The sequence below is a fragment of the Alexandriicola marinus genome, assembly GCF_004000435.1.
GTDB classification, from domain to species: domain Bacteria; phylum Pseudomonadota; class Alphaproteobacteria; order Rhodobacterales; family Rhodobacteraceae; genus Alexandriicola; species Alexandriicola marinus.
In genome coordinates, this window is sequence record NZ_RBVZ01000012.1 from 52178 (window position 1) to 67159 (window position 14982).

Genomic DNA, 14982 nt, shown 5'->3' on the forward strand with positions numbered 1-14982 from the left:
GGCGTTCTTTCCTATTCAGCGTCGGTGGGCGTCGCGTCGGACGGCTTTGGCGTCCGCGGCGGGGTCTATTCGTCGAGCGTTGCTTTGCGGCGACGGAACTCTTCTTCGTCGATTTCCCCATTTGCAAAGCGGCGCCTGAGCGCTTCCTGCGCGTCCGAGTCCGGGGGACGGGTGCCATTGTCCCGCAGCCTGAACACCAGAAACACCACCAATGCGATCAGCGCACCCCAGAAGGCGAGCATCATGAAGCCGCCCATAAAGCCATAGCCACTGCCCCACATGTGCCCCGTCCAGGAGCCTGGTCCATCAGCCTGCGCCATGCTGGCGGGCAAGCTGGCCAGCAACGGCAGGATCAACGCGTTCAGTTTCATCTGTTTCTCCTTCGATCAGTTCGGTTTCATCCAACGGGATGGTGACAACAGCGCGCAAACCCGCGCTGTTCTGATTGACCAGCTGGATATCGCCGCCATGGGATTGGACGATTGTCCTCGCGATTGAGAGCCCAAGCCCATAACCGCCCGTTTCCAGAGACCTCGATTGCTCGAGGCGATAGAACGGATCGAAGACCTTTTCCAACTGGTCGACGGGAATGCCGGGCCCATTGTCATCGATGTTGAGTACGAGGTTCGAACCGTGGGTCGCCCAGCTGACTTTTGCGGCACCACCGTAGCGAACGGCGTTCTCAAGCAAGTTCCTCAGTGCCCTTCGGAACGCGTTGGGTCGAAGCCGCACGGCAACATCATCACTCGGGGCAAAGGTGCAGTGTGCCGCCATATCGCTGCACAAGCTGTCCAGAAAATTGCGCAGATCGACCACTTCGGCACCTTCGGATCCGGTAAGGCCGCGTGCAAAGGTGAGCGTCGCTTCGACCATACTCTGCATCTCTTCGACCGATGCGATGAGGCTGTCCCGCGTCTCTTCTTCGTCAACCAGCTCCGCGCGGACACGCATGGCAGTCAACGGCGAGCGTAAATCGTGGCCAAGGGCTGCGAGCATACGTGTACGATCACTGACAAACCGGGTCAGCCGTCGTTGCATGCGGTTGAATGCGACGGTCAGATCTCTGACCTCGGTCGGCCCTGTGACCGCCAATTCGCCCACATCTTCGCCCCGGCCAAGATGGTCCGCGGCCTTCGACAGGTGCCGCAAAGGACGCGTCAGGCGCGTCATTACAAACCAGAAGATCGCCACCAGAAGCAGTCCGGCGGAAATCCCGAAGGTCAGCATCGAATAGAAAGGCCATTGGATCGGCGGTCGCTCGAACCGCGTTCCGACATTCAGCCAACGCGCTCCCTTGATGGCGATGGACAGGTTCATTTCAACCGCTGTCAACTCTCCGCGCATCATCGCGAGATGCATTTCTGTCATCTCGTCCGAGAGATTGGGAAGAGGCCGCAACTCGCCCTCGACCTCGTGCAATTCAACGCGAATATCCCGGCTGTAGCTGTCATCCATCAGGGCGCGTATGCGCGCTTCCACGATGCCGCCGTCCGAATGACCGGTGTGATCCACGATCGGAGCGTCCGACAGATCGAACCGGATCAGAGGCGAATTTGCCGCGCGAAGGATCGAGTCCTGCAGATCCAGCGGGGCCTCTTCGATCAACCGCGCGACATTCGCTGCGCGACCCGCGGCCTCGAATCCTAAAGCTGCACGGATCGCAAGGCTGCGCTCGTCGGCGAACAGGAACAGGCTGATCACCTGGGCCACGACAAGTGCCGCGACCACAAGCAGGATCAATTGGCCGCTCAGAGATCTCATCGCACGGCGCATCACGGCGCATCCTCGACATCGGCAGCCAGACAGTATCCGCCGTTCCGCACCGTTTTGATGACACTGGGCCTAAGTACATCCGGCTCGATTTTGCGGCGGAGACGGCTGATCTGATTGTCGATGGTGCGATCCATCGGGCCTGCCGTCCGACCAGCGGTCAGGTCAAGCAACTGGTCACGGCTGAGCACCATCCTCGCGCGTTCCAGCAGGACCGCCAGCAATTTGAACTCGGAGGTCGTCAATGGGGTCTCGGTGGTGGACTCGTCAATCAGCACCTGCCGGTCGGTATCCAGTATCCAGTGCGCAAAAGAGACTTTCCTCCCAGCGAGGCTTCCGGCCACAGGTTCGTCGCGGTTGCTTCTCCGAAGAACCGACTTGATGCGGGCGAGCAGTTCTCGTGGATTGAACGGCTTGGCGAGATAATCGTCCGCACCGATTTCCAGACCCACGATCCGGTCCGTTTCCTCACCAAGCGCCGTCAGCATGATGATCGGAAGATCACCCTCTGGCGCAAGTCTGCGGCAAACCGACAAACCGTCCTCGCCCGGCATCATGACATCGAGCACGAGGAGGTCGAAGTGACCAGTGGCCAGCTTGGCATCCATCTCCACGGCATCCCTGGCGACGGTCGTGCGCATTCCGTTCTTCTCCAGGAAGCGCGCGACGCTTTCGCGTATCTGAGCGTGGTCGTCCACGATAAGGATATGAGGTGGCGGTCCCATGGCGTCCTTCCTAGATCATCGTTGCATTCTGTTTCATGGGCAGAATTGTAGCCGTTTGTATCAGGTCAGTCCCTTGCTACAGATGGATACAAATCTGTGCCTGCACCGTGTCGTGCTCCCGGGTAGCGTCGCGCGTATGTTATGTGACCTTTGGGATCGCAACCGATCAAAGGATGAGGTTTTCGAATATGGCTCTTGATTTGAACCGGCGCCGTTTCGTTCTGGGTGCTCATATGACGGTGCTGACCGTCGCGGCGTCACCGCTGTTGGCGCAGAGCCGATCTGTCTGGTCGGCAGAGAATGCCTTTGACGCGCTTCTATCGGATACGGCGCGGATCATCGATGTCAGAACGCACAAAGAGTGGCAAGAAACCGGCGTAGGTGCTGGTGTATGGCCGATAAGCATGCACGCGTCCGGTTTTCCGGACCGATTGTTCAGGGCCAAGGAACTGAGCGGTGATCGCACTGTTGGACTGATCTGCGCCACTGGCGGACGCTCCGCATCGCTGCTTCGAGCGTTGAGACAAGCTGGTTATTCGGGCTACGCCGATATCTCGGAAGGGATGTTGGGATCAGGCGAAGGGCCTGGCTGGATCGCATCGAACTTGCCGACCGTTCCGGTGGATGTCGCCCTGAACGGGTTGCCCCCCGCGTTGGCCTGACCAGTGAAGAATCAATTGGTCCCGTTGTGCTAAAAGCCTGATGTATGGTCAAATTGACCTGTTTGAACAGGAAGACGGGTTTGGGTGTATGACCGAGTTGATGGCTATGTTTGTCGGAATATGCGCGGCGATCGTGATGGGAATTGTCCATCATTATGCGTTGTCGGGCATTCTGAAGTTTTCCCCGCAGCGGTCGGATGGCTCCGGCTTTCGGATCATCCTGACGTTTTCCACGTTGCTGTTGCTGCATGTCTTGGAACTTGTGACGCTCGCCGTGTTCAACACGATGGTGGTGGCAAGCGTTCTGCCGCAATCGTTCAGCAACAGCCCTCCGATGTTTCAGGATGTTCTCTATGTTACGGGCATCTCGTTCTCGACCCTTGGCTATTCGTCCATAGAGGTGGTCGGACCCTTTCGACTATTGCTGATGCTGCAATCGCTTTTGGGCTTCATGTTGCTGACCTGGTCAGCGACGTTTCTTTACTCAGCCTGCCAGCAAGTCTGGCAGAAGGCGAAAGATGACTGAAAATCGCCACGCGCGTCGGACATGAGCTTGGCGTCAGCGTCAAATACGTCCTGATATCGGTCCTTTGACCTCACCGTGGAACGGTTGAGTGAGCGCTGCGTTGCGCGCGTGGATGAATAGCCCTTGACCTTCCAGTTGCTGGAATCCCTAGGTACAAAGCCATGGCACAGATTTTCGAAAAGACAGGCGATCACGTATCGCACCATCGACACGGGGATATCTTGAAATCTCCCGTATGGGTTGGCGTGTTGCTTGTCGTTCTCACATTGCCGGCTCACCTTTTTTTGGATGAGCAAAGCTCGATAGCTCTTGCTTCGATCACGCTTGCTTTGATTGGCGGTGCCTATATCGGCTTTGGCGCTGCGGACGGCAGAGCGCGCGTGTTCTGGGCAGAGCTCGCGGTCGCCCTTTTGTTCGGCTTAGCAGCGTTCCTGGGGCTGATATGGCAGTGGGCCTTCCTCCCCTTGGGCTTGGCCCTTCACGCCCTTTGGGACATGTCACACCACAATTCTTATCGTCTCGCCCGGATTCCGAACTGGTATATTCCATTCTGCGTGGCCTTTGACCTTTTGGCAGCGACGTTCTTCGTTCTGCTCTATGCCGTGTTTTGATCCATGATGATGCGCATCCTTCTTATGGCGGTGTTCCTGATGGGAGTCGTCGCATTGGCCTTCCCGGACGTCCTTGGCGTTGACATTCGCCTGCCGGATCGCGCGGAAATTGACCGCTGGATCGAGGCGGCAGGTCTTGCCGGACCAATTGTCATCGTGGCGCTCATGACAATCGCTATTGTCGCAAGCCCCCTGCCCTCGGCGCCAATCGCACTCGCCGCCGGAGCGGCTTATGGACACACGTACGGGACGCTCTTCGTCGTTCTAGGTGCGGAACTCGGTGCGCTTGCCGCCTTTGGTCTGGCCCGCGGCTTGGGTCGTCCCTTCGTTGAGCGTCATCTCGGTCAGAAGATTAACGCAGGCCTGTTCGGGTCCCAGAACACTCTGACCTTCCTGGTCTTCGGCAGTCGCCTGCTGCCGTTTCTGTCCTTCGATATGATCAGTTACGCCGCAGGTCTGAGCAAGCTGCATCTTTGGAGGTTCGCGCTGGCCACGATGGCCGGGATTATTCCAGCGAGTTTCTTGCTCGCTCACATGGGCAGCCAGGCGATGAACGGCGATGCCCGCACTGCCACATGGACCGCACTTGCGCTGGGTGGCTTTACCGGCCTGTCGGTTCTCTTCGCCGCGACGCGAAAGACCGGTACGAAACGGAAGGAGAGCTGATATGGCCAGTCATTCCCACGCCGGGCATATGCCGAGTTCCGGCAAGGCCCTTGTGATTTCGGCCTGGCTCACCGGCGTCTACTTCGTGATTGAACTGGCCGTCGGGCTCTGGACTGGCTCGATTGCCGTCCTGTCGGATGCGTTTCACACCCTGTCGGCGGTTGGCGGCGTTCTGGTGGCCATCATCGCGCAGCGCATTGCGCGCCGCCCGGCGGATTCGGCGCGGAGTTTCGGCTGGTACCGCGCCGAGATCATCGGGGCACTGGTGAATGGCGGCTTTCTTCTCGGTATGGCGCTTCTGGTGATCTGGATGGGCGCGATGCGGCTCGGGAATCCGATTCACCTGGTGTCGCGTTGCCCTTTAATCGGCTCTGCCTCAATCTGTGTGGTGGAACGGTAGCATTCTCGCCCGCAACAATTCTGGACCGGCTCGGCCGTACATGGCGCGTTTGAGGGTCTTCAGGCGATTGATCTGACCTTCTGCTTGGCCGTTGCTCCAGGGCATCTCGATGGCGTTTTTGACGGCTTCGTAGTCCCGGTTCACTGTGCGGGCAAAGCGCACGATGGGCGCCAGGTCGGTTTCGATCGCGTCGTCGATCCATGCAGGGAGCGGGTCTGCCACGCGGCCGCGCAGGATACCATTGAACCGCATGGCGAGGCTGCGCATCGATACGAAGGCGGGAGAGCGGGTCTTGAGCGCATCGACTTTACGCGCCTGATCCGAGGTGAGCTTGCCGCGCGGTTTGATGCACAGCGCGGCCGCGATGACCGGGGAGATCGCGTGCCCCGTTTCCGGGTCCCGAACCGGCTCCAGGATCTTGTGTTCTACCTTGGGATCGCTCGCTTGCTGTTCGGCTCTGCGCCAACCCGCCAGCGGCCGCTGCAAATGCGACTGGCTCCCCTCGTAACCACGCTCTTGGATCAGACTGAAAAGGGCGCTGCCAGTTCGAATGCCCTCCTTCCAGCTTTGGCTCAGGAACTCTTCAAAATACCATGGCGAACTCGGCTTCAAAGCGGCCCGCCTGCGGTCCGGTGGTGTTTCGAACTGCAGCCATTTCGCGATGCTGCGACGCGGAAACCCTGTTCGCCGCCCGATCTCGCTGCAGGAAAGTCCCTGATTTCGGAGCGCATGGATGGTGGTGAAAATCTCTTCCCGGGACGTCCTGTGCGCAAGGCGGGACTTCAGAAGGCTTCCGGCTGCGGTGATGTTGTCGGCGTCGGACAGCAGCGCCCTGCCGGTGGCACGGCCGTGAAGGTTCATCTGTTCCTCAATGGCCTGCCGCAGGTTTTGCACGATATGGAACCGGTCGGCGACCTGCTTTGCCTGCGGTGCCCCTTGCCGGGCAGCCTTGGCGTAGAGACCGCACCGATCTCTGCTGATCACTTCCACCTCGGGGTGTCGCTTTAGTCAGTTGGTGCAGGTGACGACATCTCGATCCTCGAGGATGTCGATGACCACGCGACGCTCCAGATCCACGATGATCGTGCCGTAGGTTTGCGATTTCCGCCAGCTCCAATCGTCGATCCCGATGATTGTCGGCGCCTCGGTGGTGCCTTGAGCACACCTTTTCAGCTGCCTGAGCACCGTGTCATCGCTGACCCCAAGGCCCAAACGATGCAACAACCGCTCCGCAGGCCGTCCGCCTGTCGCATGCCCAAGATGGCCGACAATCTCCCCTACACGCGAAGTACGACGTGCAAATGGACGCGCAATCGAGCTGATCTGGTCCGAGAAAGTCCGGCGCGGGCAAGCAGGCGCCAAACATCGCCAACGGCAAACTGCGAGATCAACCGTTACCGCGTCTCCATGCGCGGGATAATCCTGCAGCCACCGACGCCGCCAGCCATGACGTCGGCGTGAATGCAATCCACAGTCTGGGCAAATGCCGTTGGGTGCCAAGACGCCAGATAGTTCGCCCTGAACAACTCCCAAGCACCTGACTTTGCTTGCTGATCTGATGAAATTGATGGCGTGGAATCGCAGGCTTTCGTAAGCTGCGTCTTGAAACCTTGCGATTTCCGGAGCCGTGATGAAGCCTCGTCCCCGCGCTGAAGAGCAGGACGACCTCCTGCGTCCCCGCCTGACCGACATGATCGATCTGCGCCACGAACTGGCGAAACTGGCGGAGCTGATCGACTGGGAGTTCTTCGAGCGGGAGTGGGCCGGGTTTTTCCCCTCCTCCGTGGGAAGGCCAGCAACGCCGCCGCGGCTCATCGCAGGGCTTCTCTATCTCCAGCACGCCTTCGACCTGTCGGACGAGGCTGTCGTCGCCCGCTGGGTAGAGAACCCGTATTACCAGCACTTCTGCGGCGAGATCTTTTTCCAGCACCGCCCGCCGATCGACCCGTCCTCACTCACCCGCTGGCGCAAGCGCATCGGCGAAGAGGGCGTCGAATGGCTGCTGACCAAGACCATCGAGGCTGGCCGCGCCTCAGGAACGGTTGAGGAGAAGAGCTTGGAGCGGGTGTCGGTCGACACGACGGTCATGGAGAAGAACATTGCGCATCCGACCGACGCCCGGCTCTACGAGACGGCGCGGCAGAAGCTGGTGGCGCTGTCTGCCGAGGCCGGCATCGAGCTTCGCCAGAGCTACGCGCGCCTGGCGCCGCGCCTGGCGATCAAGGTCGGACGTTATGCCCACGCTCGCCAGTTCAAGCGGATGCGCAAGGCGCTGCGGACGCTGAAAGGCTACACGGGCCGCGTCATGCGTGACCTGCGCCGCCAGCTCGACAGCGTGCCGGCAGGCCCGCTACGGGAGCGTATTCTCGACATGCTGGTTCTGACTTCGCGGCTGCTGCGCCAGCAGCCGAAGGACAAGGGCAAGATCTTCAGCCTGCACGAGCCGGAGGTAGACTGCATCTCCAAGGGCAAGGCGAGGGTGCGCTACGAGTTCGGGACCAAGGTCACTGTCGCCGCCACCATCGACGAGGGCTTCATCGTCGGCATGCGGGCGCTGCCCGGCAACCCCTATGACGGCCACACCCTCGCCGAGGCCCTCGAGCAAGTCGAGGTGTTGACCGACCACCGCCCGGCTCTCGCGCTCGTCGACCGCGGCTACCGCGGGCACGGCGTCGAGACGACGCGGGTGCTGATCAGCGGCACTCGGAAAGGGATGACGCCAACACTGACCAAGCTCCTGCGTCGCCGCAGCGCCATCGAGCCGGAGATCGGCCACATGAAAACCGACGGGCGGCTGACGCGCTGTCCGCTCATGGGCACCACCGGCGACGCGCTCTTCGCCGTCCTCTGCGCCTGCGGCCACAACATCCGTAAGATCCTCGCCCACCTCAGGGCGCTTTTGGCGCTCTTAATCCGCACCATTCTCAGCGCGTTCGCAGCGGGACACCCTCACGGAAACCGAGCTGTCGCCGTCTGAGCGAATTGTTCAGGGCGGACCAGATACAATCCACCCGCCGGATTCACTTCGTTCAACGCTTTGAACTGCAACATCGCTGCCCGGCGACCAGTGCTTCTTCGAACTCACAACTATCCCTCCTGAATTTTCCAGTTTCAGGATAGTTGCGCCACACAAAGTGAGGCAGAGCCCAATTAAGGGCTACGCGACGCGATCAACGCACCGGGAAGTGTCGACAGAAGATCGGTCCTTTCCTTCAGCACCATGGCATTACCCCGCGCAGCAGCTGAGTTTGGCCACATCCTTGTCGAAAGTCTGGGCCGCAAGTTTCAGCCCTTCAACCGTGGTCAGATATGGGAAAATCGTTTCGCCGAGGGCCTTGGAGGTCATGCCGAACTTGAGCGCCATTGCCAGCGTCTGGATCGTGTCCGAGCCTTCGGGCGCCACGATCTGGCCGCCCAGCAGGCGGTCGGTCTTGGCGTCGGCCACCAGCTTGATCACGCCGCGGGTGTTGCGGGCCGCGGCGGCGCGCGGGACGTTGTCGAGCGTGATCACGCTGATCTTGACCTCGTGCCCCGCCGCCTTGGCCCCAGCCTCTGAAACGCCGACACCGGCCACTTGCGGGTCGGTGAACACGACCCATGGCATCGCCGCATTCTCATAGCGCATTGGCTCCAGTCCAAGGGCATTGTTGATTGCCACCTTGGCACCGTAGGCGGCCATGTAGACGAACTGGTCACGGTCGGTGACATCGCCCGCCGCCCAGACGCCGGCCCGCGTCGTGGCCATGTCAGGACCGACCTTGATCGAGCCGCGCGCGTCGGTCTCTATCCCGAGGTCTTCCAACCCGAGGTTCTCGGAATTGGCCACCCGTCCGGTGGTCACAACCAGCCGTTCGGCGGACAAAACCTCGGTCTTTCCATCGCGTTCGACAGTCAGAATGACGCCGCCCGCAGCTTTCGCGGCCGAGACGTAAGCAAGACCGGTCTCGACCGCGATGCCTTCGGTCTTCAGCGCTTGCGTCAGCGCCTGGGCCACCTCCGGCTCGGCGCCGGGCAGAAGGCGCGAGCGGGTCACAAGCGTGACTTTCACCCCCAGCCTTGAGGCCATCTGCGCCAACTCGCAGCCGATATAGCCGCCGCCCAGCACAATGATGCTTTCGGGCCGGTCGGGCAGGGTCAGCAGACCGGTGGAATCGAGGGTCTCCACGGTGTCGATGCCTTTGATGGCAGGTTGATGGGGGCGCGAGCCGGTGGCGATCAGGATGCGCGGGGCGGATATCACCCGCCCGCCGACAGCGACGCCACCCTCGACCAATCGCGCCGGGCCGTCCTCGATATAGGTGACGTTCTCATAGGCGGGCAGCAGGTCGATATATTTCTTGTGCCGCATCTCCGCGACCAGATCGGTCGTGCCTTTCACAACGGCTGGCCAATCCACCGCATGTTCGCAGGACGCAATGCCCGGGAACCGGGCAGCGGACGCGCCACCATGGGCCGCCTCTGCGGCGCGGATCATCGCCTTGGACGGAACGCAGCCGACGTTCACGCAGGTGCCGCCGATGGTGCCGTGCCCGACAAGCGCCACCCGCTTTCCGGCTTCAGCTGCAGTGATCGAAGCCGAGAACCCGGCAGAGCCCGCACCGACGACGATCAGGTCATAACTGTCGGCGCCGACATCCTTCGAAGAGCAGCAATCATGTTCCTTGACGGTTTGATCCATTTTCATTTCCTTTACTTGAACCGGGCGCCACCATCTTGGCGGCGGTCAAATTTCAATTCACACCATCGACCCGATGTCGGAGGCGTAACTGGGATAAGCGAAAATCATCGCCTTGATCTGATTTGCGGTCTGCCCGGCACCCATGGCCATGGCGAAAAGATTGATCTGCTCCTCGGCTCCTGGTCCGATCAGGTGCGCGCCGAGTATTTGCCCGCTGCCCCGTTCGACAAGAACCTTGAATCCGGTGTGTTTCGCGCCGACGCGCAGCGACGAATACCAGCCCTCCGTCTTCTCGAAATGCACATCGAACTTCAGCCCCTGCTCCCTGGCCGCCGCTTCCGACAAGCCCACGGTAGCAACCATGGGCAGGGTGAAGACCACTGACGGGATCGGCGGATACTTGATCTCCCGCGCGTCCTTGCCGCCCAGAATGTTCTTCCCCGCGATGCGTCCCTCTGCCGCCGAGACCGGGGTCAGATTCAACCCGCTATCAGCGCAGTCGCCGGCCGCGAAAATGGCCGGGTTGGTGGCGCGCATCGCGTCGCTCACCTTGATGCCACGGCGTGAGTATTCGACTCCAGCGGTCTCGAGGTTCAGCCCGTCTATGTTGGGCACGCGGCCGGTGCCATGCACCACCAGATCGCAAGTGATCGTTTCGGTGCCGTCGTGACGTTCCACGGTGACCACGACTTCGTCGCCCTGTTTCTCGATCTTCGCCACCTTCGCTTTGGTGCGCAGATCGACGCCCAGCTCTGCGGTCGCCTCGACCAGCATCGCGACCAGATCGGGATCAAAGTTGCCCAGGGGGCGGTCCATCATCTCCAGCACGGTCACCTCGCGCGCGCCCGCGCGCTTGGCCACATGGGCGAATTCCATCGCGATGAACCCGCCGCCGACAAAGGCGATGCGGTCGGGACGCTCGGGCAGTTCCAGGAAATCGGTCGAGGTGGCGAGATACTCCTCGCCCGGGATGTTCAGCGTCATCGGTCGGGCACCGGTGGCGATGTGGAAATGCTTCGCCCTCAGGGTCTCGCCGTTCAACTCGATCGCATCGGGGCCGGTAAACCGTACCTCTCCGTGCAAGACGTCGATCCCGGCCTTTTCCAGCCCGGCCTCGATGCGCGGTGGCATCGCGTCGGTGAAGCTGCGCTTGAAGGCGATCATGTCGGACCAGTTGACCGAAGGCTGCGCCTCCAGCCCCTTGCCCTTCATGTTTTCCGCCCACTCGACGCCCTCGGTGACGGCGATCAGCATCTTCTTGGGATCGCAACCGCGCAGGGCGCAGGTGCCGCCATGGGGCTCGCTGTCGATGCTGGCGACGCTCCAGCCGGCATTCGCCGCCATCCGGGCGACGCCATTGCCACCGGTTCCACCGCCGATCACGATAAGGTCGTAGCTCTTCGTCATAAGGTTTTTCTCTTCAATGCTTTGTCTGAGGCGCTATTTGGATGGATGTCAGCCCAGTTTCCCTCAGGACGCCGAGCCGCGCGCGTTCTTGCGCCAGAGCGCGTAAATGGTCAGCAGGATAAAGATGCCCAGTGCCGGAAACAGCACGAGGTCGAGATATCCGACGACGGCGGCCAGGCCGACCGCGCCGAAGAGGATCACCAAAATGGGCGTAAAGCAGCAGAGCGCCACAATGATGGTGCCGATGATGCCCACTTTCAAAAGGCCGTTCGAAGATGTGTCGTCTGAAGGCATCGTAATTTGTTTCCTCATGTCTGGTGCATCAATTGCGTGGTGCCACCGGATCCGGGATCGACCCGAACAGCCCAAAGACCTGTGCCGGTGCGTTGCTCTACTCGGCCGCGAAATCGGCCGGGCGGTGGATACTCTCACCGGCGGCCCGGGTTTTGGTGCAAGTCTCATCCGGTGCGCCATCGACACCTGCTGATCCCCTGCGCCTGATCTCGCGAACAACCAGCGCCGCGCCAATTGCCGCGACGACAGCGGCTATTCCGCCGAGCCCCATCAACCACCCGCCAATCCCGCCGAGAATGGTGGCTAGGATGACGCCACCGCCGCCGCAGCAGATCACCATGATCGGCGCGGCAATGATGAAGGCCAGAAGCCCGCCCAAATGTTTGTCATCCATGGCCATACCCGTCCTTCCGTGCTCAGGACTCCCCCGCCTGGAGCACCTCGGCCGGATAGCCATTGGCCAGAACCGCCTCGATGATCATGTCTGGGTTGGCCGCCTGATCGTCGAAGGCCACGACGTAAGTGCCCGTGCCAAACTCCTCGCCTTCCTGGAAGTCGACGATTTCGACCGTGGGCACGCCGCGCATCGCCGCCGCGACGGTGAACGAGCAGGTCGGGCATGTCAGTTCGGCGACACCGACATTGATGCGCTGTTCTTCGGCACTGGCGGGCATTGCGGCCAGAATGCCGAGAGTTGCGAGTGCGAGAGAGAGATGTTTCATCGGTTACGCCTTTCAGTAGGACAGGATGTAGGGGGTCAGGTAGGGGAAGATCATCGCCACGGCGACGATCCCGCTGGCAATCCAGAGAATGGACCGCATGAGTGTTCGGTTCATCGGTCGCGCGCAGGTGCCATCAACGCAGGCTTCGGCCGGGATCGGGCTATACGCCTTGTAAAAGCCGTATCCGATGAAAGCGGCACTCAGTGCGAAGGTGATCCACTTATATTGATAGAACGCGCCCAACTGGGCGATGAACACGCCGGTGACGCCGAAGCTCACCAGCACCAGCGGCAGGATGCAACAGGAGGTCATGGCCAGCGCGCCGAGTACGCCGAGCCCGGTTGTCGCCCATGCCTTTTTGTCAGCTGCCGGGGTTTCGCCCATTGCCGACTGGCGGCCGGCGGATGTGGTTTCAGTCATGGTTCGAATCATCCTTGCCTCAGTGATGATCTCAATCTAGGGTCTGTAGCTGGTACAGGCTCAAGGGGGTTTGGTGTGAATAATCATCACAGATCGGTGAAGGTCCTCAGGCGCGGAGATCTGGCCAAGCTGACCGGCTGCAATCTCGAAACTATTCGCTACTACGAGAACATCGGCGTCATGCCCGAGCCGCCGCGCTCCAGCAAAAATTATCGCGTCTACGATGACAGACATGTCGCGCGTCTGCGCTTCATCATGCGCGCGCGCGAGTTGGGGTTCACGCTCGACGAGGTTCGCGATCTGCTCGCATTGGTCGATGGCGGGGCCCAGACCTGCGGCGAGGTGCAGGGTCTGGCAAATGCGCATCTCGCTTCAGTCCGCGCCAAGATCGCGGATCTCAAGCGCATTGAGCACGTCCTGTCGTCCACCGTGGCGCAATGTAGCGGAGACGATGTGCCCGAATGCCCCGTCATAGATGCGCTGAGGGAGGAGGCCTAAAAGGTTTCTTGAGGAAATCCGCGGCAATCAAACCGGACAGTCCTTGGCTTCCGCGCTAGGAACACCGTGACCAATATCGCGGGCAGCGAAGAAACCGCGCTCTGAGGTGCCCCTAGTTTCCTAGACATCCGCTTCCACGAATCAGGCCGTAGCCGGCCAAGCTGATCAACTCGGACAGGTGCAGGCACAGAGTTACCGCAAGATTTATCGCTCGATCCGGCACCGCGGCTTCGAGGTGCTCGCGCCTCTCCTGAAGGTCGCGTATTTTACTGGAAACTGAATGGCTGAAATCCCGCTTGGGCATGTTCTTGTTCTCATTTAGGCAAATTCTAATTTGCTGTCCGCCACATTCGAAACTTTCCCTGCCCTGTTACCTCACGGACCAATCCCCTTTCTTCCATCCAGGTCAGGTTCCGCTGGACCGCCGCTCGGCTAGTGCCGGTCAGGGCCTCGGCCATCGGTGCGGAGAGGAGCGGCCATTCGGTCAGCACGGCACGCAAAGCCGGTGGAGTTTTGCCTGAGAGCGAGCTCATCTCTGCTTCTGTCCTCGCTGACCATGTCTCGATATAGTCCAAGTGCCGCATCGCGGTCAGGCAGGCAGTCTCCATCCCATCCAGCCAGCGAGCAAGACGCTCCGGTGGTAAGCCCGACGCGCGCAACCCCCCTGCCCCACCCATAGCTAGTGGTGCAAAGTTCGCTCCCTTTCCGTCGCTGGCCGTGATCCTTGCCGCGGTAACGGCTGCTTCGATCTGGTCGCCTTGTTGCCCGAGACCCGCCAAGCTCCAGAGGTGAAACCCCATGCAAGCCCGCGTGATCGGGTGTAGATGAACAGCTGATTTCATCACCTCCAGCCATCCGCCCGCGCGCTCCTCTAGCCGCTCGGTGGCATCCTCGATGTTCTCGGGATCGCGGCGGTCCAGAAAGGCCGCCAGATCGACCATTGGACCCGGACCACCCATCAGGCGGCGAACAGCCCAGCCAACTCTTGCCAAGGCATTCGGGTCATCCTGTGCGCCAGACAATCGCATTGATATCCAAAGAGCGAGGCGGTCAGAACTCACCCGATCCCCTGCAAGCCAGCTGAGGTCTGCCGCCTCGATCAGTGCCAGTCTGTGTCGCCAGCCATCCGGGCCACGCAGCAAGCGGTCATCCAGCGCACCCAGGCGTCCAGCCACCTTTGCCAGCCGCGCAGCCTGAGCCGCTTCCGCCTTTGCCCAGTCGTCGATGACAGCAATGTCGGACGGTTCTGCCCGTGGCCCGGGCGGCAAATCATCCGGTTCTTCTTCGAGCGGCCCCGGCAGGAACCAGAGGTCGTCCTCGTGAGCCCCCACATCCCCCTCGGTGGTGATGAGGGGGTCGTCAAAATCATCAGGAAAAGTAGATGCTTGCGGCTTCATATGTGCAAAATATCTATATTATGCACATTACCCAAGCGATTTTGTGGCAGTTGCCCGCGCTCTTTATATAGTACGGACGCGCGACTGTCGGCGGAACCTCTCAGATCGCGCTCAGTGCAAGAAAACCAAGGGATTGTGCACCAGCACGACAAGAGATCACTTGCTTGCATTCGTTTTCAAACGGTCGTTTATTGGTGATACATAAA

The 14982-nt window shown here is 60.7% G+C and carries 19 protein-coding genes and 1 pseudogene; 7 read left to right on the forward strand and 13 right to left on the reverse strand.

All coding sequences use genetic code 11. The features are described 5' to 3' along the window. Nucleotides 1-65: 65 nt before the first annotated feature. From EP376_RS23365 to EP376_RS19800, 3 genes are read right to left on the reverse strand one after another with little or no spacing between them, the layout of a single operon-like run. Nucleotides 66-371, reverse strand: a complete 306-nt coding sequence (locus EP376_RS23365) for an SHOCT domain-containing protein (protein WP_222481198.1) — start codon at nucleotides 369-371, stop codon at nucleotides 66-68. Continuing rightward, a complete protein-coding gene (locus EP376_RS19795; protein WP_009807480.1) occupies nucleotides 307-1773 on the reverse strand; it encodes an ATP-binding protein in 1467 nt (488 codons plus the stop codon). The genes EP376_RS23365 and EP376_RS19795 overlap by 65 nt, the downstream gene beginning before the upstream one ends. Continuing rightward, the gene (locus tag EP376_RS19800) at nucleotides 1773-2495 is read right to left on the reverse strand and encodes a response regulator (protein ID WP_007803380.1); all 723 of its coding nucleotides are present in this window, start codon (nucleotides 2493-2495) and stop codon (nucleotides 1773-1775) included. The genes EP376_RS19795 and EP376_RS19800 overlap by 1 nt, the downstream gene beginning before the upstream one ends. A gap of 188 nt (nucleotides 2496-2683) precedes the next feature. Here EP376_RS19800 and EP376_RS19805 point away from each other — a divergent pair, with 188 nt between their 5' ends. From EP376_RS19805 to EP376_RS19825, 5 genes are all read left to right on the forward strand, one after another. Beyond that, on the forward strand, nucleotides 2684-3157 hold the full coding sequence (locus EP376_RS19805) for a rhodanese-like domain-containing protein (protein ID WP_008327269.1): 474 nt from the start codon (nucleotides 2684-2686) through the stop codon (nucleotides 3155-3157). Nucleotides 3158-3245: 88 nt separating this feature from the next. After that, nucleotides 3246-3683, forward strand: coding sequence for an ion channel (locus EP376_RS19810; protein WP_222481193.1), 438 nt, complete (start codon nucleotides 3246-3248; stop codon nucleotides 3681-3683). Nucleotides 3684-3844: 161 nt separating this feature from the next. Next, nucleotides 3845-4294 (forward strand): DUF6010 family protein, encoded by a 450-nt coding sequence (locus EP376_RS19815; protein ID WP_008327267.1) that lies wholly within the window; start codon nucleotides 3845-3847, stop codon nucleotides 4292-4294. A 3-nt stretch (nucleotides 4295-4297) separates the two neighbouring features. Then, complete coding sequence (locus EP376_RS19820; RefSeq protein ID WP_008327266.1) at nucleotides 4298-4960, forward strand: TVP38/TMEM64 family protein; 663 nt, start codon at nucleotides 4298-4300, stop codon at nucleotides 4958-4960. 1 nt (nucleotide 4961) lies between these two features. Further along, a complete protein-coding gene (locus tag EP376_RS19825) occupies nucleotides 4962-5360 on the forward strand; it encodes a cation diffusion facilitator family transporter (protein WP_425463158.1) in 399 nt (132 codons plus the stop codon). Here the strand turns inward: EP376_RS19825 and EP376_RS19830 are convergent. From EP376_RS19830 to EP376_RS23660, 3 genes and pseudogenes are all read right to left on the reverse strand, one after another. Further along, on the reverse strand, nucleotides 5337-6350 hold the full coding sequence (locus EP376_RS19830; RefSeq protein WP_420837135.1) for a transposase: 1014 nt from the start codon (nucleotides 6348-6350) through the stop codon (nucleotides 5337-5339). The two genes, EP376_RS19825 and EP376_RS19830, sit on opposite strands and share 24 nt — an antisense overlap. A gap of 18 nt (nucleotides 6351-6368) precedes the next feature. Continuing rightward, complete coding sequence (locus EP376_RS23655) at nucleotides 6369-6581, reverse strand: hypothetical protein (protein WP_420837136.1); 213 nt, start codon at nucleotides 6579-6581, stop codon at nucleotides 6369-6371. Nucleotides 6582-6779: 198 nt separating this feature from the next. Continuing rightward, nucleotides 6780-7052 (reverse strand): annotated as a pseudogene (locus EP376_RS23660) (hypothetical protein); the annotation flags it as partial. Here EP376_RS23660 and EP376_RS19835 point away from each other — a divergent pair. Continuing rightward, nucleotides 6991-8337: an IS5 family transposase gene (locus EP376_RS19835; RefSeq protein WP_127657319.1), complete on the forward strand. Its 1347-nt coding sequence runs from the start codon at nucleotides 6991-6993 to the stop codon at nucleotides 8335-8337. The pseudogene EP376_RS23660 and the gene EP376_RS19835 overlap by 62 nt on opposite strands. Nucleotides 8338-8586: 249 nt before the next feature. On the opposite strand, the gene merA is transcribed toward EP376_RS19835, so the two are convergent. From merA to EP376_RS19865, 6 genes are all read right to left on the reverse strand, one after another. Further along, nucleotides 8587-10038 (reverse strand): mercury(II) reductase, encoded by a 1452-nt coding sequence (merA, locus tag EP376_RS19840; RefSeq protein WP_009807474.1) that lies wholly within the window; start codon nucleotides 10036-10038, stop codon nucleotides 8587-8589. A 57-nt stretch (nucleotides 10039-10095) separates the two neighbouring features. Next, nucleotides 10096-11445 carry a dihydrolipoyl dehydrogenase family protein gene (locus EP376_RS19845; protein WP_127657320.1) on the reverse strand — a complete coding sequence of 450 codons (1350 nt, stop codon included), beginning with the start codon at nucleotides 11443-11445 and terminating at the stop codon, nucleotides 10096-10098. Nucleotides 11446-11508: 63 nt separating this feature from the next. Continuing rightward, nucleotides 11509-11739 carry a mercury resistance system transport protein MerF gene (merF, locus tag EP376_RS19850; RefSeq protein ID WP_050759304.1) on the reverse strand — a complete coding sequence of 77 codons (231 nt, stop codon included), beginning with the start codon at nucleotides 11737-11739 and terminating at the stop codon, nucleotides 11509-11511. 97 nt (nucleotides 11740-11836) lie between these two features. Then, nucleotides 11837-12133 carry a hypothetical protein gene (locus tag EP376_RS19855; RefSeq protein ID WP_222481190.1) on the reverse strand — a complete coding sequence of 99 codons (297 nt, stop codon included), beginning with the start codon at nucleotides 12131-12133 and terminating at the stop codon, nucleotides 11837-11839. 22 nt (nucleotides 12134-12155) lie between these two features. Then, nucleotides 12156-12461 carry a heavy-metal-associated domain-containing protein gene (locus EP376_RS19860; RefSeq protein ID WP_009807473.1) on the reverse strand — a complete coding sequence of 102 codons (306 nt, stop codon included), beginning with the start codon at nucleotides 12459-12461 and terminating at the stop codon, nucleotides 12156-12158. A 12-nt stretch (nucleotides 12462-12473) separates the two neighbouring features. Continuing rightward, nucleotides 12474-12881 (reverse strand): mercuric transporter MerT family protein, encoded by a 408-nt coding sequence (locus EP376_RS19865; protein WP_176244179.1) that lies wholly within the window; start codon nucleotides 12879-12881, stop codon nucleotides 12474-12476. A gap of 96 nt (nucleotides 12882-12977) precedes the next feature. On the opposite strand from EP376_RS19865, the gene EP376_RS19870 reads away from it, so the two are divergent. Next, complete coding sequence (locus EP376_RS19870; protein ID WP_008335980.1) at nucleotides 12978-13379, forward strand: MerR family transcriptional regulator; 402 nt, start codon at nucleotides 12978-12980, stop codon at nucleotides 13377-13379. A gap of 329 nt (nucleotides 13380-13708) precedes the next feature. Here the strand turns inward: EP376_RS19870 and EP376_RS19875 are convergent, their stop codons facing one another. After that, complete coding sequence (locus EP376_RS19875) at nucleotides 13709-14776, reverse strand: hypothetical protein (protein WP_008335981.1); 1068 nt, start codon at nucleotides 14774-14776, stop codon at nucleotides 13709-13711. Nucleotides 14777-14982: the final 206 nt, after the last annotated feature.